Annotated in this window: 25 protein-coding genes and 1 tRNA gene; 11 read left to right on the top strand and 15 right to left on the bottom strand. The window is 65.1% G+C overall.

Annotated elements, in window-relative coordinates:
• Positions 1-8 precede the first annotated feature (8 nt).
• The 8 genes from NED97_RS15180 to NED97_RS15145 form a co-directional block, all read right to left on the bottom strand.
• Entirely contained in the window at positions 9-788 is a 780-nt protein-coding gene (locus NED97_RS15180; protein WP_252487861.1) for an adenosylcobinamide amidohydrolase, read from the bottom strand.
• A complete protein-coding gene (locus NED97_RS15175; RefSeq protein ID WP_252487860.1) occupies positions 785-1,813 on the bottom strand; it encodes a threonine-phosphate decarboxylase in 1,029 nt (342 codons plus the stop codon). The genes NED97_RS15180 and NED97_RS15175 overlap by 4 nt, the downstream gene beginning before the upstream one ends.
• Entirely contained in the window at positions 1,803-2,846 is a 1,044-nt protein-coding gene (gene cobT, locus NED97_RS15170; protein ID WP_252487859.1) for a nicotinate mononucleotide-dependent phosphoribosyltransferase CobT, read from the bottom strand. Before cobT ends, NED97_RS15175 begins: the two co-directional genes overlap by 11 nt.
• Positions 2,837-3,397 (bottom strand): NTP transferase domain-containing protein, encoded by a 561-nt coding sequence (locus NED97_RS15165; RefSeq protein WP_252490637.1) that lies wholly within the window; start codon positions 3,395-3,397, stop codon positions 2,837-2,839. The genes cobT and NED97_RS15165 overlap by 10 nt, the downstream gene beginning before the upstream one ends.
• Positions 3,397-4,155 (bottom strand): adenosylcobinamide-GDP ribazoletransferase, encoded by a 759-nt coding sequence (cobS, locus tag NED97_RS15160; protein WP_252487858.1) that lies wholly within the window; start codon positions 4,153-4,155, stop codon positions 3,397-3,399. Before cobS ends, NED97_RS15165 begins: the two co-directional genes overlap by 1 nt.
• The gene (cbiB, locus tag NED97_RS15155) at positions 4,152-5,114 is read right to left on the bottom strand and encodes an adenosylcobinamide-phosphate synthase CbiB (protein ID WP_252487857.1); all 963 of its coding nucleotides are present in this window, start codon (positions 5,112-5,114) and stop codon (positions 4,152-4,154) included. Before cbiB ends, cobS begins: the two co-directional genes overlap by 4 nt.
• Before the next feature lie 37 nt (positions 5,115-5,151).
• A complete protein-coding gene (locus tag NED97_RS15150; protein WP_252487856.1) occupies positions 5,152-5,808 on the bottom strand; it encodes an HAD family hydrolase in 657 nt (218 codons plus the stop codon).
• A 70-nt stretch (positions 5,809-5,878) separates the two neighbouring features.
• A complete protein-coding gene (locus NED97_RS15145) occupies positions 5,879-7,084 on the bottom strand; it encodes a M24 family metallopeptidase (protein WP_252487855.1) in 1,206 nt (401 codons plus the stop codon).
• A 194-nt stretch (positions 7,085-7,278) separates the two neighbouring features.
• Between NED97_RS15145 and NED97_RS15140 the strand changes: the two genes are divergently transcribed.
• On the top strand, positions 7,279-7,746 hold the full coding sequence (locus NED97_RS15140) for a helix-turn-helix transcriptional regulator (RefSeq protein WP_252487854.1): 468 nt from the start codon (positions 7,279-7,281) through the stop codon (positions 7,744-7,746).
• 78 nt (positions 7,747-7,824) lie between these two features.
• On the opposite strand, the gene NED97_RS15135 is transcribed toward NED97_RS15140, so the two are convergent.
• Together NED97_RS15135 and NED97_RS15130 are read right to left on the bottom strand one after the other, a co-directional pair.
• Positions 7,825-8,436 carry a translation initiation factor IF-2 subunit beta gene (locus NED97_RS15135; RefSeq protein ID WP_252487853.1) on the bottom strand — a complete coding sequence of 204 codons (612 nt, stop codon included), beginning with the start codon at positions 8,434-8,436 and terminating at the stop codon, positions 7,825-7,827.
• A 69-nt stretch (positions 8,437-8,505) separates the two neighbouring features.
• The gene (locus NED97_RS15130) at positions 8,506-8,892 is read right to left on the bottom strand and encodes a DUF5789 family protein (protein WP_252487852.1); all 387 of its coding nucleotides are present in this window, start codon (positions 8,890-8,892) and stop codon (positions 8,506-8,508) included.
• A gap of 1,815 nt (positions 8,893-10,707) precedes the next feature.
• Between NED97_RS15130 and NED97_RS15125 the strand changes: the two genes are divergently transcribed.
• A complete protein-coding gene (locus NED97_RS15125; RefSeq protein ID WP_252487851.1) occupies positions 10,708-10,959 on the top strand; it encodes a hypothetical protein in 252 nt (83 codons plus the stop codon).
• Between the two features lie 656 nt (positions 10,960-11,615).
• On the opposite strand, the gene NED97_RS15120 is transcribed toward NED97_RS15125, so the two are convergent.
• Positions 11,616-11,689, bottom strand: a tRNA-Tyr gene (locus tag NED97_RS15120).
• 130 nt (positions 11,690-11,819) lie between these two features.
• On the opposite strand from NED97_RS15120, the gene NED97_RS15115 reads away from it, so the two are divergent.
• The 3 genes from NED97_RS15115 to ftsZ all read left to right on the top strand — a co-directional run bounded on the left by NED97_RS15115 (position 11,820) and on the right by ftsZ (position 13,939).
• Entirely contained in the window at positions 11,820-12,377 is a 558-nt protein-coding gene (locus NED97_RS15115; RefSeq protein WP_252487850.1) for a double zinc ribbon domain-containing protein, read from the top strand.
• Between the two features lie 198 nt (positions 12,378-12,575).
• A complete protein-coding gene (locus tag NED97_RS15110; protein WP_252487849.1) occupies positions 12,576-12,755 on the top strand; it encodes a ribbon-helix-helix domain-containing protein in 180 nt (59 codons plus the stop codon).
• A gap of 2 nt (positions 12,756-12,757) precedes the next feature.
• Complete coding sequence (ftsZ, locus tag NED97_RS15105; protein WP_252487848.1) at positions 12,758-13,939, top strand: cell division protein FtsZ; 1,182 nt, start codon at positions 12,758-12,760, stop codon at positions 13,937-13,939.
• A 504-nt stretch (positions 13,940-14,443) separates the two neighbouring features.
• On the opposite strand, the gene ncsA is transcribed toward ftsZ, so the two are convergent.
• Together ncsA and NED97_RS15095 are read right to left on the bottom strand one after the other, a co-directional pair.
• Positions 14,444-15,403, bottom strand: a complete 960-nt coding sequence (gene ncsA / locus NED97_RS15100; RefSeq protein ID WP_252487847.1) for a tRNA 2-thiolation protein NcsA — start codon at positions 15,401-15,403, stop codon at positions 14,444-14,446.
• Positions 15,404-15,468: 65 nt separating this feature from the next.
• Positions 15,469-16,188, bottom strand: a complete 720-nt coding sequence (locus tag NED97_RS15095) for an alpha/beta fold hydrolase (protein WP_252487846.1) — start codon at positions 16,186-16,188, stop codon at positions 15,469-15,471.
• A 169-nt stretch (positions 16,189-16,357) separates the two neighbouring features.
• Between NED97_RS15095 and NED97_RS15090 the strand changes: the two genes are divergently transcribed.
• The 6 genes from NED97_RS15090 to NED97_RS15065 all read left to right on the top strand — a co-directional run bounded on the left by NED97_RS15090 (position 16,358) and on the right by NED97_RS15065 (position 19,656).
• Entirely contained in the window at positions 16,358-16,831 is a 474-nt protein-coding gene (locus tag NED97_RS15090; protein ID WP_252487845.1) for a DUF4442 domain-containing protein, read from the top strand.
• 83 nt (positions 16,832-16,914) lie between these two features.
• Positions 16,915-17,574 (top strand): DUF7095 family protein, encoded by a 660-nt coding sequence (locus NED97_RS15085; RefSeq protein ID WP_252487844.1) that lies wholly within the window; start codon positions 16,915-16,917, stop codon positions 17,572-17,574.
• A 46-nt stretch (positions 17,575-17,620) separates the two neighbouring features.
• A complete protein-coding gene (locus NED97_RS15080; protein WP_252487843.1) occupies positions 17,621-17,824 on the top strand; it encodes a hypothetical protein in 204 nt (67 codons plus the stop codon).
• Positions 17,825-18,274: 450 nt separating this feature from the next.
• Positions 18,275-18,853, top strand: coding sequence for a helix-turn-helix transcriptional regulator (locus NED97_RS15075; RefSeq protein WP_455429862.1), 579 nt, complete (start codon positions 18,275-18,277; stop codon positions 18,851-18,853).
• A complete protein-coding gene (locus tag NED97_RS15070) occupies positions 18,846-19,091 on the top strand; it encodes a transcriptional regulator FilR1 domain-containing protein (RefSeq protein WP_252487841.1) in 246 nt (81 codons plus the stop codon). The genes NED97_RS15075 and NED97_RS15070 overlap by 8 nt, the downstream gene beginning before the upstream one ends.
• Positions 19,092-19,164: 73 nt before the next feature.
• Positions 19,165-19,656 carry a class I SAM-dependent methyltransferase gene (locus NED97_RS15065; protein WP_252487840.1) on the top strand — a complete coding sequence of 164 codons (492 nt, stop codon included), beginning with the start codon at positions 19,165-19,167 and terminating at the stop codon, positions 19,654-19,656.
• 63 nt (positions 19,657-19,719) lie between these two features.
• Here NED97_RS15065 and NED97_RS15060 read toward each other — a convergent pair whose 3' ends face one another.
• Both NED97_RS15060 and NED97_RS15055 read right to left on the bottom strand, forming a co-directional pair.
• Positions 19,720-20,514: a class I SAM-dependent methyltransferase gene (locus tag NED97_RS15060; RefSeq protein ID WP_252487839.1), complete on the bottom strand. Its 795-nt coding sequence runs from the start codon at positions 20,512-20,514 to the stop codon at positions 19,720-19,722.
• Between the two features lie 64 nt (positions 20,515-20,578).
• Positions 20,579-21,451, bottom strand: coding sequence for a deoxyribonuclease IV (locus NED97_RS15055; protein WP_252487838.1), 873 nt, complete (start codon positions 21,449-21,451; stop codon positions 20,579-20,581).
• Positions 21,452-21,474: the final 23 nt, after the last annotated feature.

The following is a 21,474-nucleotide window of genomic DNA, read 5'->3' as shown; positions in this document are numbered from 1 at the left end:
CCGCTCGGTCACGTCCCGTCGGGACCCGGCTCGGATCGCGGTCGAACCGGCGCCGTCCGAACGTCGGTCGAGACGCCGTATTTCGCGTCCTCGACCGAGTCGGGGAGGGCGACGTCGGTACCGTCGTAGTGGGCCCGCAACGAGGCCCGAACGGCGTCGCGAACGCAGGCTCGAGTCGCCGCGCCGACGGCGGTCCCGCTGCCCGAGAACGCCGCGGCGGGACCGGCCGGATCGTGTCCGACGATCACCGCGTCCGTGGTCGTTCCCGGAAACCCGGTCTCCGCGAGCAGCGTCGCCGCCTTCGCCTCGGCGGCGACCGTGAGCACGTTCGGGAGGGCACCCTCGGAAAGCCGTCGGGTCGTGTAGACGACGAGGTTGACGGTTCCCGTCGGCGGCTCCGTCGCCGACTCGTCCGTCTTCGGCGCATCCGTGTCGGGAAGTGAGCCGTCCGCGGGATCCATCGGCAGGGCCGCCGGGTTCGAGACGCCGGCGGTCGCGTAAACGGTCACCGGCCCGCAGCGGGCGCCGCGCGCGTCCGCGACGTCGACACCCGTGAACAGGACGGGCCCCGAATTCGCGAACCCGGCCCGCTCGAGTCGCTCGCTCGCGTACCGCTCGAGGTCGGTCCGCTCCCATCCCTCCGGGACCGAAACGTTGTACGCGCAGTCGGCCTGCCAGCGGCCGCCGTTCCAGCCGGTCGAGAGCCACTCGGCGTCCGAGCGGCGAAGCTGGAACACGCCGTCGCGGTATCGGGCGTATTCGCCCCCTTCAGCGGGAGTATCGGTCATGAGTCAGCGCCGAGCGCCGCGAGCAGTCGGTCGTTCGCCGCGCGGCCCTTGACGGCGACCCGGACGTGCGAGTCGAGCCCGCGGAAGGTCGTGGCGTCTCGGACGGCGACGCCGCGCTCGCGTGCCGTCTCGAGCACGTCGGAGACGTCGCGGTCGCCGACGTCACACAGGAGGTAGGGCGCGTCCGACGGGACGACCGTAAACCGACTCGAGAGTGCATCTCGAACGCGGTCGCGCTCTCGATGGACGCGGTCGCGCGTCTCCCGGACGAACGCATCCTGACGCAGACAGTGGGTGCCGACGCGTGCAGCCGGCGTCCCGAGCGACCAGGTGCGACGAGCCGTCTCGAGCGAATCGCGCCGCTCTCCCGTCGCGACCGCGAAGCCGGCCCGGAGGCCGGGGCGACCGAACAGTTTGGTGAGCGAGCGCGCAACCACGACGTGGCGGTGGTCCAGTTCGGCCGCCGACGGCAGGTCGGTAAACCCCAGAAACGCCTCGTCGACCAGCAGCGTCGCGCCCGCCTCGCCGCAGCGAGCCGCGAACGATGCCAGCGCGTCGGGATCGACCGCCCGACCGGTTGGGTTGTTCGGAGTACAGACGACGGCCAGCGCGACGGTCTCGAGCACGTCGGTTCGAATCTCGAGCAGGTCGGTGACGCGCGTAAACACGGGCGTCGCCCCTTGGAGACGGACCTCGCGGGCGTACTCGCCGAAGCTCGGGTAGGGGACGAGCGCGTCGTCACCCGGCTCGAGCGAGCACTCCATCGCCAGCCGTATCGCCGCGAGTCCGCCCGGCGTGGGAACGACGCGCTCGGGCTCGCAGCCGACGAAATCGGCCGCGGCGGCTCGGTACTCGGGGTAGACGTCGTCCGGGTAGCGACGGGACGCTTCGAGGGCCTCCCGGTAGACCTCGGCGGTTCCCTCGGGCGCCTCGGGGTTGGTGTTCGCCGAGAAGTCCAGAATCTCGCGGTCGGGTTCGCCGCCGTGGGGCACCCGCACCCCCGTGCGAATCGCGTCAGGATCCATGCGCCCCCTCCGGCGGTTCGGTTGGACGGTCGTCGTCGGCCCCGTTTTCGTCTTCGATGCCGAGTCGCACACAGGCGGCCTCGAATCGGTCCCTGACCGCCGCCATCCGATCGTCGGGAACGAGCGAGAGCGCGCCGCCCATCGCGACCCCCTCCTTCGCCTCGCCGGCGCAGTAGCGCGCCATCGCGACGTGGTCGCGCTCGTCGAAGCCGGGATCGGTCACGGTCAGATCGCAGTCGAGCCGGTCGCAGGCGGCCGGGAGGGCCTCTCCCTGCTCGTCCGCGACGAACGAGGTCGTCGCGATCGTTACCGGGGCGCCGATCCCGGCGTGGCGGAGGACGGCGGCGATCGCGACCATCTGCGTGCCGCCCGCGAGGGTCACGTCGGTGCCGGCCTCGAGCGCGCCGGCCGCGATACCGGCGACCGTGGGCTGGACGGGGTCGCCGACGGCCCGGATCGCTTGGAGGGGTGACCCCTCGCAGTCGCCCGGTTCGAGGCCGCTTTCGGCCAGTCCCGTCTCGACGGCGCGGCGCTTCCGCTCGAGCGGATTCTGCGGAAGCGAGGAGGAGACGCCGCCGGGTTCGCCGAGGGCGCTCAGCACGCCGAGTGCCGTCGTCGTTCCGCCGGGAACCGTCTCCCCGATCACGAGTTCGTCGTCGGGAAGGCGCCGACCGTACTCGCGCGCGCGAGAAAAATACTTGCTCGCCCCGGGAACGGCCTCGGACTCCCGGACGTCCGTTCCGGGTTCGACGCCGAAGTCGACCGTCGGCGCGGCCGTCGGTTCGCCGAGCCCCGCGTCGACGACTGCGACCTCGAAGCCGATGACTTCTCTGACGGCACGGGTCACGGCCGCGGGTGTCGGACAGCCGCTCGGACTCACCGGCGTCACCGGCGCGGCCGTCGGCGCACCGTAGACGAGAATCTCGGCGTCGGCCGACGGCGTGTGCGCCATCAGCTCCGGGGCGGCGCCGGCAGCGCTGATGCCGTCGATCAGCGCCGTCTCGGTCGTCCCGGCGGCGAGCACTACTCGCATCGCTCCTCCGCGATTCGAGCGTCTTCGAGGCGGTTCACGTTCACTGCCAGTCGCGGGTCGTAGCTCACGTCAGTCATGGATTTTTCTACCCTGCCGACGACGTTGACCCCGGTCGGCGCGAGGTGGGGGGCGGACTCGAGTCGCGCCTCGACGCTGACGCCGAGTCGTCGCTTCAGAGACGCGGGGACGCAAACCGTTCGCGAGGCATCGCTGTCGCCGTGAGTCGCGAGGATTCGATCGACGACGGGTGCCTCGAGCAGTGGAACGTCCGCCGCGACCGTGAGAACCGGCGGCTCGATCGCAGAACGCTCGAGAACCGCCAGCAGATCGGTCACGTAACCCTCTCCGGCGGTCTCGATCGTCCGAACCGAGCCGGCTCGCTCGAGGTGCTCGCGCGTCTCCAGTGCGTTGGGCGAGACGGCCGCGAAGATCGTCTCGACGGCGCTTTCCTCGAACCCCGCCAGCACGCGGTCGATCATGGCCGTGCCGTCGATCGGATGGAGCGGCTTCTCGTGGGGACTCTCGAGGCGGGTCCCTTTCCCGCCGCACATCACGACAGCGTCCACGCGATCACCCCCAGGTGGACCCCGACGACGCGACCGATCTCGTTGGCCGCGCCGAAGATATCGCCGTTGACACCGCCGAGGTGGCGGTTCGACCACAGCCAGGGGAGCGCGACGCCCGCGAGCGCGCCGCAGAGGGCGACCGCGGCGGCCGGGTGCGGCCAGGAGAGCGCCGCCGCGGGAACGGCGACCGCTGCGGGCGCGACGAACGACATCGGCGCCGTCGCAGTCGTGAACTGCTCCCCCATCCCCGGGTGGCTCGCAGTCCCGAAACAGGCCAGCGCGGCCATCCCGAGCTTCGTCCCGACCTCCGCTGCGACCGCGACGGTGACCGCCTCGAGGATCGGGAGACCGGCGAGGCCGAGCCCCGCGAGAGCCAGTCCGGCGACGACGAGCGAGACAGAAAGCAGCGCGCCGACACCGGTCGTCGTATCTTTGAGGACCTCGCGTCGGCGCTCGTCGTCGCCGTGGACGACCAGCGCGTCGCCGAGGTCGGCGACGCCGTCGAGGTGGTGGATCCCGGTTACCGCGTACACCGCGAGCAGATAGCCGAACGCCACGGTCGGTGACGGGAGGGTTCCAGCCGCGAGCAGCGGTATCGCCGCGAGCGTGCCCACGAGATAGCCCACGAGGGGAAACGCGGTCGGCGTCTCTCTGAAGGCCGCCCAGTCGCCGTCGCGGTGACTCGCCGGGATGCGCGTCAGGAACCCGACAGCGCCGCGACAGGCGGCGATCCAGGGCGTCATCGCGCGATCACCGCCAGCGTCGGCTGCGTTCCCAGGAGCGACGCGAGTGCGATCCCCAGTACGATCGCGATCGCAGCCGCGACGATCGCCGCCCGACCGACGAGCGCGATCGCTCGCTCGCCGTCCTCGAGCGCCGGCAGTTCCGCGTCGGAGTTCAGATCGTAAACGCCCGGCTTCGCGAGTCGCACCGAGAGGGCGCAGGCGAGCGTCGCCATGGGCCACCCCGAGTTCGGCGACGGCGGCGTTCGCGCCCACTGCCGGGCCCGCCGGAGCGCCGACGGATCGGCCGCGGCGATCGCGATCGCCGCGGCGCTCACTCGGGCGGGGATCCACATCACGACGTCGTCGAGGCGCGCGCTCGCGGTCCCGACGGGTTTCGACGGGTAGCCGAGCATCGAATCGAGCGTGTTGACGCCCTTCACCCACGCGGCGGCGGCCGCCGCGGCGGGCAGCGAGATCGGCGCGAGCAGCGCGAACGGCAACAGGGTCGCGACCAGACCGTCCGCGAGGTTCTCGGCGGCGCTCTCGAGGGCCGCACTGCGGATTTCCTCGGGGGTGAGAGGTTCCGTCTCTCGTCCGACGAGCCCGCGACTCCGCTCGCGAGCCGTCTCGAGGTCGTTTTCGGTCGCCGCGACGACCTCTCGGGTTAGCTCGAGGAGCATTCGCAGACTGCTCGTCAGGAAGAGGACGAGCCCGGCGACGACCGCGGCAGCGATCGGATGGGCCGCGCCTGCGACGAGGACGGCCCCGCCGGCGACGGCGGCGGGGACGAGCGGGACGACCAGCGCGATCACGAGACCGGCCAGCCGCTGTCGGTGGTCGTCGTCGCTCCAGCGCCGGTCGAACGCCCCGACCAGTCGACCGAGCCACGCGACCGGATGGACCGCGTTCGGCGGCTCGCCGACCAGGCGGTCGAGGCCGAGGGCGAACCCGATCAGGAGGGCCGTCGTCAGTGTCATGCGCGCGTCTCCGGTCGTTCGTCGATCGATCGGAGGGTCACGGTTCTCTGCCTCTTTCGGTTTCCTCGCCGCCCTCGAGCGCCGCCAGTTTCGCAGGGACGTCACGGAGTGGAACGTCCTCGAGTAGGATCGCCGTTCCGCCGACGTCCTCGCACCCGCCGTCCGTCCGAGGGTCGTCGCCGACGTGGACGAGGTCGGCTGGCCGGACGCCGAGTTCGTCGGCGGTCAGTTCGAAGATTCCGGGGGCCGGTTTGCGCCAGCCGCAGGCGACGCTCGTCACGATAGCGTCGAACTCCTCGCGCTCGAGGTCGGATCGGATGAGCGTCCGCGCGACGAGTTCGGGGACGCTGCAGTTCGAGCAGATCGCCACCGGGCCGCGTTCTCGGGCGGCCGCGACGGCCTCGAGCGCGCCGTCCCTGGTCTCGACGTCCGGGTCGAACGCCGCGACGACCGCCCGTCTGACGGCGTTGTTCTCGTACTCGACGCCGCGGCTCGCGAGCGCCCGGTCGACGTGGACCGGGAGCGGCACCTCCGCGCCGTCCGGCGCGTCGACGTGCGGACTGGCGTACGCCTCGTCCCAGTAGGGCGGGACGTCGACGCCGCGGGCCTCGAGTTCGTCGGCGACGGCCGCTGCGGGATCCGCGGGCTGGTCGGCGTCGACGAGCGTGCCGAAGAGATCGAACGAGACTGCCACGGTAGTGTGACTAGCACAAATTGACTTTACTCTCGCGGTCGACGCATTCCGTTCGATCCGGAACCGACGACTATTCCACCGGCACGATGTTCGACTCGAGGTCTCGCGGATAGTACGTCAGCCACTCGATCCCGTCCTCGGTGACGGCGATCGTATCGGAGTGGCGGTAGCCGTACGTCTCCGCGTAGATGCCGGGTTCGATCGTCCAGACGTGTCCCGGACGCATCACCGCGTCGTCGGCGTCGTAGCTCGTGCGGTCGGACTCGCAGTGATCGCCCCAGCCCCGGTCGATGTACGGCGGTTCGTGGCCGCCGAGTCCGATGTTGTGTCCGACGTGGTGCTGGGCGAGGTCCGCGACGCCCTGTTCTTCGAAGTATTTGCAGACCGCCCGGTCGACGGCCGCGATCGGGACGCCCGGCCCGAGCGCCTCGATCGCGATATCCTGCGCCTCGAGCATGAGTTCGAAGTAGTGGGCCTGCTCGTCGCTCGGCTCGCCGACGAACATCGTCCGCTCGAGTTCGGAGTGGTAGCCGTCGACGTTCGCCGTCGCGCCCGTGACCAGCACGTCTCCCTCCTCGAGCCGTCGGTTCGCGGTGTGGCCGTGCGGGAGGCGCGTCTGTTCGCCGGTGATGTAGCCCGCGCTGACGGGGCCGGCGCCGCGGGTTCGCGGGACGTAGCGGTCGCCCAGCGCGTCCAACATCGCTCGCGAGGCGTCCGCGGAGGCGCGCTGGCTCACCGTCACCGGATGCGCGCCGGGTTCGGTGTACTCGGCGAGGTAACGGTGTCCCAGGTTCGCCCATTTCGCCGACTCGCGGATCAAGTCGACTTCCGCGTCGGACTTCTCCCAGCGCAGCCGAGAGACCCAGTCCTGGGTTTCGACCTCGAGAAACTCGGTCAGCGGCGGCCCCTGATAGCCCATCGTTCCGGGCGCCCCCTCGGCGTCCGCCGCGACGCGGTCGACGCCCAGCCCCTCGAGCATGTCGACGGCGGTCCGGATCGGCCGTCCACCCGGATAGTCGTCGTAGCGGTGGACCGCGTCGATCCGGGGGTTCGCGCTCACGCGCTCGGCCTCGAGTCGCGGAACCGTGACCTCGACCCGGTCTGCCGTCGTCGCGAGGACGACCGGGCGCTCGGTCTGGATGTGATCGAAGCCGGTGAGATACTCGATGCTCGTCGCGCCGAACCAGACGCCTGCGTCGGCATCCGCCTCTTCGAGGCGGTCTCGAACGCGCTCGAGACGGCTCTCGAACTCGGCTGCCGGAAGTTTCGTTGCCATGGTTGCGGAAACGGACGAGGGCGCAAAGTATCTAGTTACTGGGGACACGGTCTGCCGCGATCCTCGAGAGACGGCGTGGCCGGCGATACCGCGTCCGATTCGTCGGTCTCCGTGTCACAGTTCGCGCCACTCTTCGACCTTTGGACGGATTTGCGAATAGCGCTTTTACCGACCAGCATCCAGGTTCGATTAGAATGAGTCTCCGTCAGGCCCCACCCGTCTCGCGACTCGTCGCTCGCGCCGGCCGGCTGGGTCGGCACTGTGTCACCCTCGTCGAACAGCTATGGATCGGCTCCCCTGCCAACCCGCGCAGAGAGTCAGCGGACTCCGGTTGCGCTGCAACGCGACGCAACGGAGTCGGTTCGAGGCTGAGATCGAGCCAGGACGAAACGCAGGGGCTGCTCGTCCATCCGGAGGACGGTCCGACCAGTCGCGACGAACTGCTCGAGTACGGGTTTACTCCCGAAGAGTACGTGCGCGCGGTCCTCGAGCAACACGACGGCCGGTTCAAACAGCGGCTGCTCGCCGAGGAGTACGGCTGGTCGTCGTCGACCGTTAGTCGACTCCTCACGGATCTCGAGAAACGGGGTGTGGTCGACCGGTATCGACTCGGCCGCGAAAAGGTCGTCTGTCTTCCCGACACCGCGTCGGGTGCGTACTAGCGAGCGACAACGACGGCCGACCCGTACGGACCCCTCACGGTCAGTGAGACGAACCGGAAGAACGGACGAGTCGCCGAATCAGGCGAGTCGAGCGAACGCCAGGTTTCCGGAAATGTTTTTGATGTAGATGTCGACGACGTCTCCCTCCTCCGAACCGGGGACGAAGATCGTGTAGTTCCCCTTCTCCGCGACACCGTCGCCCTTGCGCCCGGTGCCGGTGATCTCGACCGTGTAGGTGTTACCCTCCTCGACGGCGTCGGCCTGCTGTTGTTGCTGGCTGCTCGAGGAGCGCTTCGTGACGGGACGGAACGCACCACAGGCGTCACAGCGAAGCATCGGGGTGCGGTCCTCGCGGACGAGACGGGTGTCCGGCAGGCCACACTCCGAACACAGGACGTACTCGTCGACGTAGGCGTCGATCGCCGCGCTGAAGTCCTGTTCGGAGAACGTTCCGTTGTACCGGCCGCGGCCGTTCTCGAGTTTGCCGCTGGTCCCCATCTCGCGCTGGATGAACCGGTGGACGTGTTCGTCGTCGCGCGAAAGCACGTCGGCGATGTCGTCCAGGTTCGTAAACCGCGTAAACGCGCCGTCTTTCTGCGTTTCCGGATCCGGAATCTCCAGGCGGCTCTCGTCGCCGCCGATGTCCGGCACTTCGTCCATCGCTCGGTTGAGACTCGATTCGTAATCCATACTCGAGTGAAAACGACCCTGACGTAAATCGGTTCTGCTCTCACGGTCGTCGCCCCCGAACCGACCGGCTCAGAGCGCGTCGCCGCCGCTTTCGCTGGCCGACCCCTGCTTCTGCTCGTCCAATTGCTCGAGATCGCGTTCGGGATTCGCCTCCCCTTGGCTCCCGGCCTCGCCCGTCACCTCGCCGTAGACGGCTTCGCGAACCTCCTCGGGCGAGTCGTACTCTTCGCCGGCCAGCCGATCGAAGACGCTTCCGAGCGACTCCGTCTCGTTCGGCATGTCGATCGGCTCACTGCCGTACTCGGAGGCGATCTCCTCGCTCGTGACCGGATACTCGAGCTCTCCGAGGTGGCGTTCGACGTCCTCGAGGATCGACTCCGTCTCGGCGGCCCGCCGAGATTTGCGCTGTTCGGCACGATCCTGTGCGCGGTCGCGGCTCGGTCCGTCCTCGCTCATGGCCGTAGCTATCACGAGACGGGGCAAAAGCGGTCTGCCGGCGAGAGCGTGCCCGAACGGACTTCGACTTCGAACCTCTCGATGTGCGGTTTGTCACATTCCGCGGCTCTTCTTCCCGCACGTCGTCTCACATCCCGCGGTAGTAGCGGTGAGCCGCCGGTTACCGCCCGTTTCGCTTCCGCTACCGCAGGAACGATGCTCTCGAACGGTTCCCTCGACGTCGACACGCTCCCGGAGCGCGATTTCGGAAAATCGGGCCGGGCTTCGCAGTATGATTACCACCTACCGTCCCAGCCCAGTTCGAGATATCAACGATCGTATGTATAACGGTTTTGCATAATTGATTGGGTTCGGTCGTACAGGGACTCGCACCGTCGAGGACGAGACGCTCGAGAGAGTCGGGCCCGTAGCGACGTCCACTTCAGCGATCGCTACCCGGGTCCGGTGATCCACGAACGAAGGGTGCAGGTAAGCTGGACTGGGGCCGATCCACCACCTCGTTTACCAGCCAGCTCGTTTTCAGGTACTGCGGATAAGATTATAATACTTTCGCTTGAAATTATATCGAACTCGAGCTACCAGCGAGACAACCGTAATTCGGATTCGCGTAAAACGTGATACGGCCGAGTTGAACGCTGTCCAGCGGGCCAGCACGTCCTCGAGGGGGTGGCCGTCTTTCACTCCTCGTCTGGTACGTCTCGATTCCTTCGAACACGCGTAGTACAGTCCTGTCACACTCACATTTGACGGTGGTACTAACCGGAACGACGCTCCCGTCGGACAGTATCCAGGCGACACGGATCGCCCCGCACGTTTCACACGCCGCCGTCTTCTATCGCTCTTCGTGCGTCATCGATAGGAATGCCCGGTAGAGAACTCCCGAACGGCAGGTGGTGTGTCATAAGCGGCCGAACGGGCGCCACGAAGACGCCATTCGGCCGTGGCCGTGGGATCTCTAACCTCCGGCATGCTCGTCCAGGAGACGCAGGGGTATTGAACGCGGCGACAGTGGTTCCGAGTTACACACCATTTGGCCGGATTGTCGTGATTTCCACCCGACACCGTCGATTCATCGCTCGTTTCGTATTTCGGAGCGTCGACCGGAACCGTTCTCTCGACCGAAACATCGCCGTATTATCGGCCGTCAGTCGACCCGATGCCGATCTCGTCGTTAGCCTGTCACTATCTCGGCGGAGGGCTGGCGGTACTCGAGGGCGCGGCCAGCGCTCGCGTGCGCGGACTCTTACGGAGAGCGCGGACGAACTCATCGGAGACCGTCCGCAAATTACCGGCGTTGCGTGTAGTTGCTGTGCAGTTGCTCGGTCCGCGAACGTGTTTACGGCGGGGCAAACTATTTTTAGAGTTCTCACGTAGTATTCGTCGAGAGGGATGGCCGAACGGGACGACGTTTCTCGAGTTCTGGCGGCGTGTGCCAGCTGCGCCTCCGTATACGCCGCGCGGGAGTGGCCCAACGGAGCGGTTCAGCCGATCGGAAGAGAAGAGTGTGGTTGCGGCTCGGCTGACTTCGTACTCGCGGATGAGAGCCTCGGAAAAGACGTCGACTGATCACGTCTCTTCACTGTTCGCACGGACTCCGTCGATTCTCGGTCGGACGACGGACGTCGATAGCCGTCTTACCGTCAGACGAACGACTCACCTGAGAGGATTGGCCGCGGTTCGTCCGTGGGTGGCCTCAAGCCGTGTCTGCTTCGAACGAGAGTTCGCCTTCCTCGATTTGAACACTGTGAGACGTGGGTAGATTCTTAGTACAGAAACACGACAATGCTTAAACCAATGAGGTACAGACCACGTACCATGGCCACGAATAACACAGACCCAAAGCTCCGGTTTAATGGTGGGCGGTTCGGGGAGAATTTAGTCTTCCTCATCCTCGTACTCCAGTTTACCCTGGCGGGGATGGCGATCTTCATGACGGCCGGATGGGTGGGTCTCACTCTGAACGCCTACTTTGGCCCCTCCAGGGCGGTCATGTTCAACCCTGGAGCACTCCTCATCATCTCCGGGATGCTGGTTGTCGTGTACCTGCTTAACTTCCTGTACGAGTAACGGCGATGTCGTCGGGATGGATAACCTGTAGAGAGTCGGCCATCGGCGCAACTTCTACGACCGGGAAACGCAGTCTGAACCCTCAGACGGGTTCAGAGTGCTTCAAAGTGCTTTTCTCACGGTTTCACTCACTCGGGTTGTTATGTAAATCCTTTTCTCATAATCAAGCTCGAGCTCAAGAATGGAAGTAGGTACTTTGGATAACGAACTGAAATCCTAAAGCAATCTGAAAGCGGTCGTTGGATACCTGTGCTCCTGGTGCGACACCAATTCTCCAAAAATCGGAGGGGTGGGTCTGAGCTATTTCAGTTCATAAACCGTAAAGAAGCAACGTCAGTTACCGTCGCCGTCAGAGAACAGTTGAAGGGGTGTGTTGATTGAATGCACCGACGACGGTTGTATTACGCTCACGTGCCAGGAAGTGGCTCTGAGACCCAGATGAGTGGGTTCAGGTCTGATCTTTCGGATCGGTTATCTCGATCGTGACTACGAAGAAGTATTGGTAACAGGTTTTAACCATCTGGCCTGCGTTTGTCAGCCCGAACCCGCTTTGTGGAGAGTGTACCAGGCCATATGGTCAATTCGCGGGCGACTTTCGACGCATATGGGTCAGACCCCAATGCCGTCGCTCGAATGTAGTTCGTTCGCAGGAGAAGTCCGCCCTCCCCGATTTGAACGGGGGGCAAGTCGATCTACAGTCGACTGCTCTACCAGTCTGAGCTAAGGGCGGTTGCACTCGTACGTAGTCGCCGTAGACGACATAAGGGTTATCATTCTCGGTAGTAGTGTCATTCCGGTAATTCGTTCGCAGAGGAATGATTGATATAGGTGGACTGTTAACAGGGGGATAGCTTGCGACAATGAGCAAGATCACGTTCCGGGCGGACGACGATCTCGTCTCGCAACTCGAGGAGCTCGACGCCTCGAAAAGCGAGGTCATGCGAGAGGCGTTGCGAGCCTTCCTCGCAGACGAGGGACAGTCCGAGCCGGAGCGGACGGCCGAGACCGCGATCGACGATCTGGTCCGAGAGCGTGTCGACGATCTGCTCACGGAACGACTCGGCGATCACCGTGTCGGACAGCGTCAGCCGTCCCCCCAACCGCAGGACGTGAACGTCTCGATCTCGCTCGAAGGAGGACACGTACCGAACGAGAACCAGGCCGGGACTCGAGTCACGGCTGCCGAAGCCGACACCGAGCAGGACCGCCACCGTCCGTCCGAGCGTGAGACCAGCTGTGGACAGTGTGGCGAACACGTGGACGCGGAGCACGTATACTGCCCGAACTGCGGTGAGAAAGCGTCCCACCGGCTATTTTGCGAGTGTGGCGACGAGGTTCGATCGGACTGGTCGTTCTGTCCGAGCTGCGGCCGTCGGACACCTGCCGCGGACGTGCTGGACACCACCCGTCCTAAATAAGGACTGTTGTAATACACAGAAGCTCGTCCCGGGCGAAAGCTTTAATATCTACGACAGTCTCGCTATTAGTCGCGTAAGACGGTCGTCTTACACAGGCAGATAACTGCCAGAAACCGCCCGATGTCGGGCGGTTTCGGTGTAAGACACCGCGCGTCTGACAGGGGCGCACACCGTCTTACCCCAACGGGGAATACAATCATGGAGCGTGTGACACTGCGAATTCCGAAACAGCAGATCGAGGAGGTCGAACAACTGGTCGACTCGGGTGAGTTCCCGAACCGCAGCGAGGCCATCCGTTCGGCTGTTCGTGAGATGATCAACGAGCAGGCCGACGGACGAGCCGAGCAAACTGGCAAACGCAATTGGGCCAAGGTGTAACGATGCAGGATATCGTTCAGGATGCACTCGAGAACGCCGAAGAAGAGGCCCGCGAGATGGACGAATCCATGGACGACGACGAGTTCGGCGAACCGCGGATCGTCATCGTCGGCTGTGGCGGCGCCGGGAACAACACGATCAATCGGCTGTACAACATCGGCGTCGACGGTGCTGACACCGTTGCGATCAACACGGACAAACAGCACCTGAAGATGATCGAGGCCGACACGAAGATCCTGGTCGGCAAGTCGCTCACGAACGGTCTCGGCGCCGGCGGCGATCCGTCGATGGGCGAGCGCGCGACCGAGATGGCCCAGAGCACGATCAAGGAGGTCCTCGGAGACGCGGACCTCGTGTTCGTGACCGCAGGGATGGGTGGTGGCACCGGTACGGGTGCCGCCCCCGTCGTCTCGAAGATTGCTAAAGAGCAGGGTGCGATCGTCGTCGGGATGGTCTCGACGCCGTTCAACGTCGAGCGCGCCCGCACGGTGAAAGCCGAGGAAGGCCTCGAGAAACTCCGCGACCAGGCCGATTCCATCATCGTGCTGGACAACAACCGGCTGCTCGATTACGTCCCGAACCTCCCGATCGGCAAGGCGTTCTCGGTGATGGACCAGATCATCGCCGAGACCGTCAAGGGGATCTCTGAAACGATCACCCAGCCGTCCCTGATCAACCTGGACTACGCGGACATGTCCACGATCATGAACCAGGGCGGTGTCGCAGTGATGCTGGTCGGCGAGACCCAGGACAAGAACAAGAGCGACGAGGTCGTCAAGGACGCGATGAACCACCCGCTGCTGGACGTCGACTACCGCGGTGCCTCCGGCGGTCTCGTTCACATCACCGGCGGTCCCGACCTCACCCTGAAAGAGGCCGAGGGCATCGCCGACAACATCACCGAGCGCCTCGAGGCCTCGGCGAACGTCATCTGGGGTGCCCGTATTCAGGAGAACTACAAGGGCAAAGTCCGCGTCATGGCGATCATGACGGGCGTCCAGAGCGCCCAGGTGCTCGGCCCGACGACGCAGAAACAGGCCGACAAGTCCCGTGAGAGCATCGAAGGAGTGAACGACTCGGACTTCGACGCGAGCAACAACGTCAAACAGCGCCAATACGGCGCGAAGAGCGACGGCGGGACGAACGAACTCGAGCGGCAGAACGGCGTCGACGTCATCCGGTAATCCGACGATTAGCACACCACCGATCGACACACCACCGATCGACACACCACCGATCGACACACCACCGATCGACACACCACCGATCGACACACCACTAATCGGTTACCGCTGACGGCGACACCGCGCGACCGGCGATCCCACGATCGACACACCACTGATCCAGTGTCGTCGGCGACCGACACACCACAACGCGGTGCCGCGATTGACACACCACCGATCCGGCACCGCCGCGATTGACACATCACTGCCGACGACGCTGGTGATCGACACACCACACCGATCGCCGGTCGCACACTTCTCGAACGACTACCGACCGTGAGTCACGACGCCGACGACAGGGGGCGGACGATTCGATAACGGGGTACGACACGTCGGACAGTCGCGTCGCTGTTCGAGATTGAGTCGATGATAACGCAGGCAAAATCGCCGGACGAGGTTCCGTTTCGACCGCTCGAGCGATCAGTTAGCGAGCGTATGACAATCGTATACGCGGCTCGAGGACGGTCAGGCCAGCGACTCGAGCAGCGAGCACTTTCGGCAGACCTCACGCGTCGTGGTCGAGCCACACTCGGCGCAGTCCCGGAGGTCGGGACCGTCTTCGCCGCCGAGGTCGTCGGCGACGATGCCGGCGAGTTCCTCGTACCCGGAGAGGATGGAGTGGCGCGTTCCGGGATGGTTCTCCTCTAGGTCGTACAGCAGTTGCTGGATCTCGCCGCGGTAGGCTTCGCTGGCGTGGGGACACTCGGTGATGTGCGCGGGAAGGTCCTCGACGTGGGCGTACAGCGCGACCTCCTTCTCGGGGACGTCCCGCAGCGGCTTCGCACGCGGGACGAACTCGTCCTGGTCGCCGCGCTCGGACAGCGGACCGAGGCTCGCGTCGAAGTGTTTGGCGATCTGGGCGACGTCGCCCTCGAGGAAGTTCATCATCGCGGTCTGGGCCTCGTCGTCCAGGTTGTGTCCCGTCAGGAGGAGGTCGGCACCGAGGTCGTCGGCGTATCGAGAGAGGATGTCCCGCCGGAAGACTCCGCAGTAGGCGCAGGCCGCCATGTTCTCGGGGTCGTCCTCGACGACGTCGTCCATCTTGATTCCGAACTCTTCCTCGTAGCTGACGACCTCGTGGCGGATGCCGAGCTCGTCGGTGAGATCGACGCAGGCCTCGAGGCTCTTGTCCCGGTAGCCCTCGATTCCCTCGTGAATCGTCAGTCCGACGAGTTCGATGCGGGGGTCCTCGGCGAACGTGTCGTCGAGGATCCGCGTGAGCACGACGCTGTCTTTCCCCCCCGAGAGTCCGATGACCCACGTCTGCGGGTCTTCCGGCGTCACGTCGTGGGGGACGAGGTCGTCCCGACGCACCCGGCGTCGGACCCGCTTTTCGACCGACTTCCGGAAGTGGTTCTCACAGAGGTGTGCCCCGGAGTAGGCGGCGTGCATGATCGCCTCCTCCTCACACCGGTTACAATCCATCGGGAACAGGTTACCGACGAGCGCGTATGTCCGTTTCGTCTCTCACTCGAGGGGAGCGAGGCCGCTCAGGCGGGAACCGTTTCGCGCGCTTCGACGGCCTCGGCCCCGTTCTCGAGCGCGTCGAGCAGGAGTTCGACGTAGCGCTCCCGTCCCGCGGAGGAGAACAGTTCGTGACCCCCGTTGTAGAGCACCACGTGTTCGGCGGGAACCCGTTCGCCGATCGGTCGAAGACTGACGACGGGATCCCGAAGCGAACAGAAGACGACGGCGTCGTGATCGATCGCGAGGAGTTCCTGCTGTGCGTGACGGGTCTCGCGGACGAACGCCGGCGACACCCAGCGCGGCATCGTCGCGAGCTGGTGATCGGTGGCCTTCTCGCCGAGCGCGGTCCTGTCCATCTCGCCGACCGGCAGGCACGGGAACGACGTCTGGAGGCGCGAGGCGGCCTCGAGCAGCGGTTCCGGGAACTGGTCTCCGTACCCCCACCACGGACTCAGATAGACGTGATTGTCGGCGCCGTCCAAGGCCTGAGCGATGAGGGCACCGGCGCTGTGGCCCAGCAGCTGGTACTCTTCGAGGTCGAGGACGTACTCGGCGATCGGCTCGAGCCAGTCGGCCTTGAAGTCGTCGATGTTCGTCGGAAGCTCGAAGGCGTGAACGCGGTAGCCCGCCTCGGTCAGCCGACCGATGAGCCAACTGACGTTCTCGTGGGTCCATCGGTTGCCCCAGCCCATGACGAAGACGAGTTCCTCCTCGCCGTCCTCGTTGAAGATTCGGTGTCTCATAGCTTTTCGTTCGGTGCGATACGATAAAAAACCCGATCTCTTGACACGCTTTCCCCCATTCGAGGCGGATGATCGCCCGCGCGGCCGGTGGACACATCGCCGAGAACAACCGGCGGCTGCGAGTCCGGCGTTTACAAATGACTTTCCTCGCGCTCGTCCACCAGAGCGTATGCTCGCCTCACTTCGATCGCACCTCTATCGGATCGGGTTCAACCTCTTTCCCGCGTATCGCCGGACCGGCGGTCGCGTCACGTATATCTCGCCGGACTGGCAGGAAATTCGCGTAAAACTCCCGCTGAACTGGCGGACCAGAAACTACGTCGGCACGACCTTCGGCGGCAGTATGTACGCAGCCGTCGATCCGTTCTATATGATGATGCTGATCAACTGCCTCGGAGACGACTACGTGGTCTGGGACAAGGAGGCGGAGATCCGGTTCAAAAAACCCGGTAGGGAGACGTTGTACGCGACGTTTACGCTGACCGACGCGGAGATCGACGCGATCGAGGCCGAACTGGCGACCGACGGAACGGAGTCGATCGATCGCCACTACACCGTCGACCTCGTCGACGCCGACGGAACGGTCCACGCGACCGTCCGCAACACCGTTTACGTGACGACTGACCGGGGAAAAGCGGCCTGAGTTCTCGCGAACGGTGCACTCGAAGAGGCCCTCTGTCCGGTACTGAGAAACGGTTTTGCGACTCGAGACCCGACGTCAGTACAATGAGTGAATTTGGCCGCAGCGACGCGGTCGATCGGCTCGAAAACCTAGTCGAAACCGTCGAACGAGAGCGGATGCCGGTTCCGGTTCGCGAAGTCTGGGCGTTCGGCGACGTCGCGCTGGGAGTCGACCCCGTCGAACGGCTCGACGTCTACCTGACGAAGGATATCCTCATGCGCGACGAGCGCCCGGCGGACGCCGAGACGGATCCCGGCGAGGAGTACGGCATCGAGGGCGTCGGCGAGTCGGTCCGGGCCGACTGGGCCGCCGACTACCCCGAACACCTCCGGGCCAATGCGAACGGCCACGCCGCACCCGAAAAGTGCCTCGCGGCCCATCTCCTCGGAGACGACGAACCGATCCACCTCGAGGTCTGTAACGCCAGCTTCGAGGACAACGTCACCCAGCGGCTCCGCGGCGCGGAACTCCGGGACGATTACACCCAGTTGCTCGACCCCCGCGGCGTCTGCCTCTGGGTCGACGGCACGCGAAGCGAGGAGGCGTTCCGGAAGCTTCGCGAGAGCGAACTCGCCCTGCCGACGCTGTCGGCCGCGCTCGAGATGCTCGGGATGGAGGACGACGAGGCGAGCGACGCCGCCCGGGAACTCCACGCCTGGCGCGAACAGCAGGACGGTGTGACGGTGCGCGGCGACGTGGTCTGAGCCGCGGGTGCAAAGAATTTTGTCGACTCCATCGGTGATTGCTCGTATGAACGCGTCGTCGTCGGTTACTTCGCGGATCGATACGTCTCGGATCGCGGTCCTCGCGAATACCGCGCTCGTGCTCGCGGGCTCCGTGCTCGCGCTGCTCGGGATGCTCGACCTCTGGAGCGGCGTCTTCGTGGTCTGCATCGGACTGATCGGGATCTACGTCTCGCTACTGGGGAGAACGGACGAGGCGGACTCGAACTAACAGGGGTCGGTGGGACGAAGTCGTCGTGAAACGGTCGTCGGACGCGAATCGACGACGAGTCTTCGGACTGGCCGAGCGACGTCACGGTGGCGCACGCTGTCGATCAGTTCGAGTGACAGCGAGCACTGATCGACGACACCGTGTGAGCGTTGCGCGGAACCTTCGTTCCGCGAACCATGGGAACGGGCGCTGCGGACCCGCGAGCAGAAATCGGCTCGAGGGGACGTGGAAATCCGTGTTGCCAGTTGGTCGCGTGCTCGAGTGAGTACCGTGGTGCGTACGGGGCGAGCAGGTAGCGGAGAGACGACCGATCTCACCGATAGCTGTCGAGGCGTCGTGCTGGATATAGAGGATACACTCGAGAGAGGCTCGGGTGAGGGCCGCTACGGTATAGACCGGGGGTTTATGCACCCTCTTTGTCAATAGTTAGCACACGAAACGCTCTCAGCAATGAGTCTCCCACTCGATGGTATCCGGTCGCCCCTCGAAGAAATCGAATTTCTCGCTCGCTCGCCGAACCGCATTAGAGTACTTGACACCCTCGTAGAGGAGCCGATGGAGCGACACGATATCGAATACGAAACCGACGTTTCGAGAGCGACCCTCGCCCGTATCCTAGGCGACTTCGAACAGCGAGGATGGGTAACGCGAGATAGCAGGCAATACGAGACAACGCCCGTCGGCGACTACGTCGCGAAAGAGTTTACGGACCTCTTGAAGCGCTTCGAGCCCGTTCCGGGACTCAACGAGGTGGTCGAGTGGTTCCCTCGGGAGGGATTCGATTTCGACCTTGGATGTCTGGCCGGGGCGGAGATCATCCGCCCGTCCAAGAGCGACGCACTCGCGCCGACGACACACATCACCCGCCGGCTACGAATCGCCGACCGGGTTCGAGTCACCTCGTATTCGCACCTCTCCGACGTCATGGAGGTATGCTGGCGAGGAACCGTCGAGGGGACTCTCGAACTCGAAAGCGTCGTCGACCGGAGAGCGCTCGAAAGAATCGGAACTGACCCCCCGGATGGTTGATCACGCACGGGAGATGGTCGAGTCTGGGCAGGCCAAGTTCTTCGGGCACACGGGCACAATCCCGGTCACCGTGTTCCTGATCGATGACGTGGTACTGTTGTGCTTATCCGGTGACGAGGGGGCTCCACGCGCAGTAATAGAGACCACGGACGAAACGGTTCGCTCGTGGGCAGAGTCGACCATTGATACCTATCGCCGTGAGGGGGAACTGCTCGATCCGGAACTATTCACGGAGTGAGAGCCACTCGCAGTGTGAGCGATTCTCTACGCGAGTCTATACCACGTCAGAGCGCCTCTCTTCGAGTAGAATCATGACTTCCAAGACACGCTCTTCGGACGAGCAGACAAAACGAGTGTGGTCTCTCGGTTCCTATTCCGATATCGCACCGACTTTTCTGGGCACGGCGGCTCACCTCGTCGGGACTGCCGGGATCAGTGCGACCGACGCCGTCCTCGACGTGGGCTGCGGGACGGGGAACGCCGCGATCACCGCCGCGCGGCGAGGGGCGCGCGTCACGGGGTTAGACATCGTCCCGGCGATGCTCGACGAGGCGCGCGAAAACGCGACGATCGCTGGCGTCGAGCCGATCGACTGGCAGGAGGGCTCCGCGACGGATCTTCCGTTCGAAGATGACGCGTTCGACGTTACCCTCTCGTGTCTCGGCCACGTGTTCGCAGAACCGCCCGATGACGCCGGTCGAGAATTGCTTCGCGTGACACGGCCGGGTGGACGAATCGCGTTCACCTCGCCGGGAGTATCGGAGACTGAGCAACACGCGCTGCGTATTCAGCGCCGGCGGTAATGGTGATAGAGCCGCTGTCAGAAGTACCCCCGTTAGGTTTGCCTTCTCTACGTGACGAATCGTTTACACCCGTCCAACGGTGACGAAAAACGGGATCGCCTCGGTCCGGCGGTAGGATCGCGCTTCCATCTGCTCGATGACGTTCCGACCCATCGACCGCCAGTCGCTTCGAAGGTCGTCGTACTCCTCGTCGTTCATCGTCCCCTTGAGCATCGTCTCCCGGTCGTCGGCCAGCCCCGCGCCGGTCGCCTTGCGCTGTGCGATCGTCAACGCCGTCTCGCCGTACGGCGGTTCGATCGTCCGCTCGTGGTCGTACCGTCGTGTCTCGAGCACCTCGAGGCCCGCGTCCGCGAACGCGTCCTCGGTATCGGCGCCGAGGGTCACGTCGGTCGAGATGCCGTCGAGGTAGGCCCGTCGCGCTCGCGCCTCGAGGTGCTCTTCGGTCGGCGCGGTCGAGTCGACCTCGACCGCGCCGTTGTCCGGTTCGACGGCGGCGACGAGGTCGCTCGAGACGCGGGCGAACTCCGCGAGCGCGGCCGCCGGTTCGGGAAGGTTGATCAGCAGCGCCTGGCAGACGACGAGGTCGAAGGCGTCGTCGGGGAACGGCAGGCGAAGGGCGTCGCCGGCGACGACCGGGACGCGCTCGCCGGCGAACTCGAGGAGATCGGGATCGGCGTCGCAGCCGACTACCTCGTCCGGACACTCCGCCGCGAGCACGCGACTCAGTTCGCCGGTTCCGCAACCGACGTCGAGGACGCGGTCGCGAGAGTCGAGTTCGAGGGGCTCGAGCGCCGCCCGGGTGTCGTCCCACATCCCTTCACGGGTCCGCTCGAGGTAGGTTTCGGAGAACTCGCGCACGCCAGTGCGTACGAGAGTGCGAGTAAAAACGGATCGGTTTCAGAATCGCCGCACTGATGACGGCTTACGCGTCGTTTCGGAGTTCTTTCACCTTCTCGATGTTCCACGCGAAGCCGCGACCGTCTTCGGTCGGCGTCTCGAGGGCGAACGGCAGCGCCCGCAGATCGGGGTGATTGACGATCGCACGCATGCCGTCCTCGCCGATGTAGCCCTCGCCGACGTGGGCGTGTTCGTCCTTGTGCGTGCCGACGTCGTGCTTCGAGTCGTTGAGGTGGATGTACTCGAGGTGCTCGAGGCCGACCTCGTCGTCGAACCGGCCGACCGTCTCGTCGACCGCTTCGGGGGTCGTGAGGTCGTTGCCCGCGACCAGCGTGTGGGCGGTGTCGATACAGATGCCAATGTCGGTCTCCGTCCGGTCGATGATCCCCGCGAGGTGCTCGAACTCGCCGCCGAGTTTCGTGCCGCTGCCCGCGTCAGACTCGATGAGGATCTGGACGTCCTCGGGGACGTCGAGTTCGTCGATGAGACTCGCCGCGTTGTCGAGGCCGCCCTCGACGCCGGCACCCGTGTGGGCGCCGAGATGGACGTTTACGTACGGAATTCCCAGTTTTTCGGCGGCGTCGAGTTCCGCCTGCATGCTCTCTTTCGATTTCCGGCGAAGGTCGTCTTTCGGCGTACAGAGGTTGACGAGGTAGGCGGAGTGGATCACCCACGGTCCCTCGAGCAGTTCGTCGCTCTCCTCGCGAAAGCCCGCCGCGGCCTCGTCGCTCAGCTCGGGCTGAGCCCAGACCTGCGGCGAGGTCGTGAACACCTGTCCGCAGTTGCCGCCGAACGCGAGCTGGCGGTGAACCGCGTTTCGGATGTCGCTGTAGGGCGGTGTTTCGTCGTCGGAGGAGACGCGCGAGCCGGAGATCGAAACGTGTGCGCCGACGTTCATGGCAGCCAGTCGGTACCCGCTCG

The organism is Natronococcus sp. CG52 (assembly GCF_023913515.1).
Taxonomy (GTDB): domain Archaea; phylum Halobacteriota; class Halobacteria; order Halobacteriales; family Natrialbaceae; genus Natronococcus; species Natronococcus zhouii.
This window is presented reverse-complemented; position numbering and strand designations above follow the sequence as displayed.

What these genes read in the sequence shown, in the direction of transcription:
- NED97_RS15180 (WP_252487861.1), bottom strand. Translation starts at nt 788, where the DNA reads ATGACCGATACTCCCGCTGAAGGGGGCGAATACGCCCGATACCGCGAC.
- NED97_RS15175 (WP_252487860.1), bottom strand. Translation starts at nt 1,813, where the DNA reads ATGGATCCTGACGCGATTCGCACGGGGGTGCGGGTGCCCCACGGCGGC.
- cobT (WP_252487859.1), bottom strand. Translation starts at nt 2,846, where the DNA reads ATGCGAGTAGTGCTCGCCGCCGGGACGACCGAGACGGCGCTGATCGAC.
- NED97_RS15165 (WP_252490637.1), bottom strand. Translation starts at nt 3,397, where the DNA reads ATGTGCGGCGGGAAAGGGACCCGCCTCGAGAGTCCCCACGAGAAGCCG.
- cobS (WP_252487858.1), bottom strand. Translation starts at nt 4,155, where the DNA reads ATGACGCCCTGGATCGCCGCCTGTCGCGGCGCTGTCGGGTTCCTGACG.
- cbiB (WP_252487857.1), bottom strand. Translation starts at nt 5,114, where the DNA reads ATGACACTGACGACGGCCCTCCTGATCGGGTTCGCCCTCGGCCTCGAC.
- NED97_RS15145 (WP_252487855.1), bottom strand. Translation starts at nt 7,084, where the DNA reads ATGGCAACGAAACTTCCGGCAGCCGAGTTCGAGAGCCGTCTCGAGCGC.
- NED97_RS15140 (WP_252487854.1), top strand. Translation starts at nt 7,279, where the DNA reads ATGAGTCTCCGTCAGGCCCCACCCGTCTCGCGACTCGTCGCTCGCGCC.
- NED97_RS15135 (WP_252487853.1), bottom strand. Translation starts at nt 8,436, where the DNA reads ATGGATTACGAATCGAGTCTCAACCGAGCGATGGACGAAGTGCCGGAC.
- NED97_RS15130 (WP_252487852.1), bottom strand. Translation starts at nt 8,892, where the DNA reads ATGAGCGAGGACGGACCGAGCCGCGACCGCGCACAGGATCGTGCCGAA.
- NED97_RS15125 (WP_252487851.1), top strand. Translation starts at nt 10,708, where the DNA reads ATGGCCACGAATAACACAGACCCAAAGCTCCGGTTTAATGGTGGGCGG.
- NED97_RS15115 (WP_252487850.1), top strand. Translation starts at nt 11,820, where the DNA reads ATGAGCAAGATCACGTTCCGGGCGGACGACGATCTCGTCTCGCAACTC.
- NED97_RS15110 (WP_252487849.1), top strand. Translation starts at nt 12,576, where the DNA reads ATGGAGCGTGTGACACTGCGAATTCCGAAACAGCAGATCGAGGAGGTC.
- ftsZ (WP_252487848.1), top strand. Translation starts at nt 12,758, where the DNA reads ATGCAGGATATCGTTCAGGATGCACTCGAGAACGCCGAAGAAGAGGCC.
- ncsA (WP_252487847.1), bottom strand. Translation starts at nt 15,403, where the DNA reads ATGGATTGTAACCGGTGTGAGGAGGAGGCGATCATGCACGCCGCCTAC.
- NED97_RS15095 (WP_252487846.1), bottom strand. Translation starts at nt 16,188, where the DNA reads ATGAGACACCGAATCTTCAACGAGGACGGCGAGGAGGAACTCGTCTTC.
- NED97_RS15090 (WP_252487845.1), top strand. Translation starts at nt 16,358, where the DNA reads ATGCTCGCCTCACTTCGATCGCACCTCTATCGGATCGGGTTCAACCTC.
- NED97_RS15085 (WP_252487844.1), top strand. Translation starts at nt 16,915, where the DNA reads ATGAGTGAATTTGGCCGCAGCGACGCGGTCGATCGGCTCGAAAACCTA.
- NED97_RS15080 (WP_252487843.1), top strand. Translation starts at nt 17,621, where the DNA reads ATGAACGCGTCGTCGTCGGTTACTTCGCGGATCGATACGTCTCGGATC.
- NED97_RS15075 (WP_455429862.1), top strand. Translation starts at nt 18,275, where the DNA reads ATGAGTCTCCCACTCGATGGTATCCGGTCGCCCCTCGAAGAAATCGAA.
- NED97_RS15070 (WP_252487841.1), top strand. Translation starts at nt 18,846, where the DNA reads ATGGTTGATCACGCACGGGAGATGGTCGAGTCTGGGCAGGCCAAGTTC.
- NED97_RS15065 (WP_252487840.1), top strand. Translation starts at nt 19,165, where the DNA reads ATGACTTCCAAGACACGCTCTTCGGACGAGCAGACAAAACGAGTGTGG.
- NED97_RS15055 (WP_252487838.1), bottom strand. Translation starts at nt 21,451, where the DNA reads ATGAACGTCGGCGCACACGTTTCGATCTCCGGCTCGCGCGTCTCCTCC.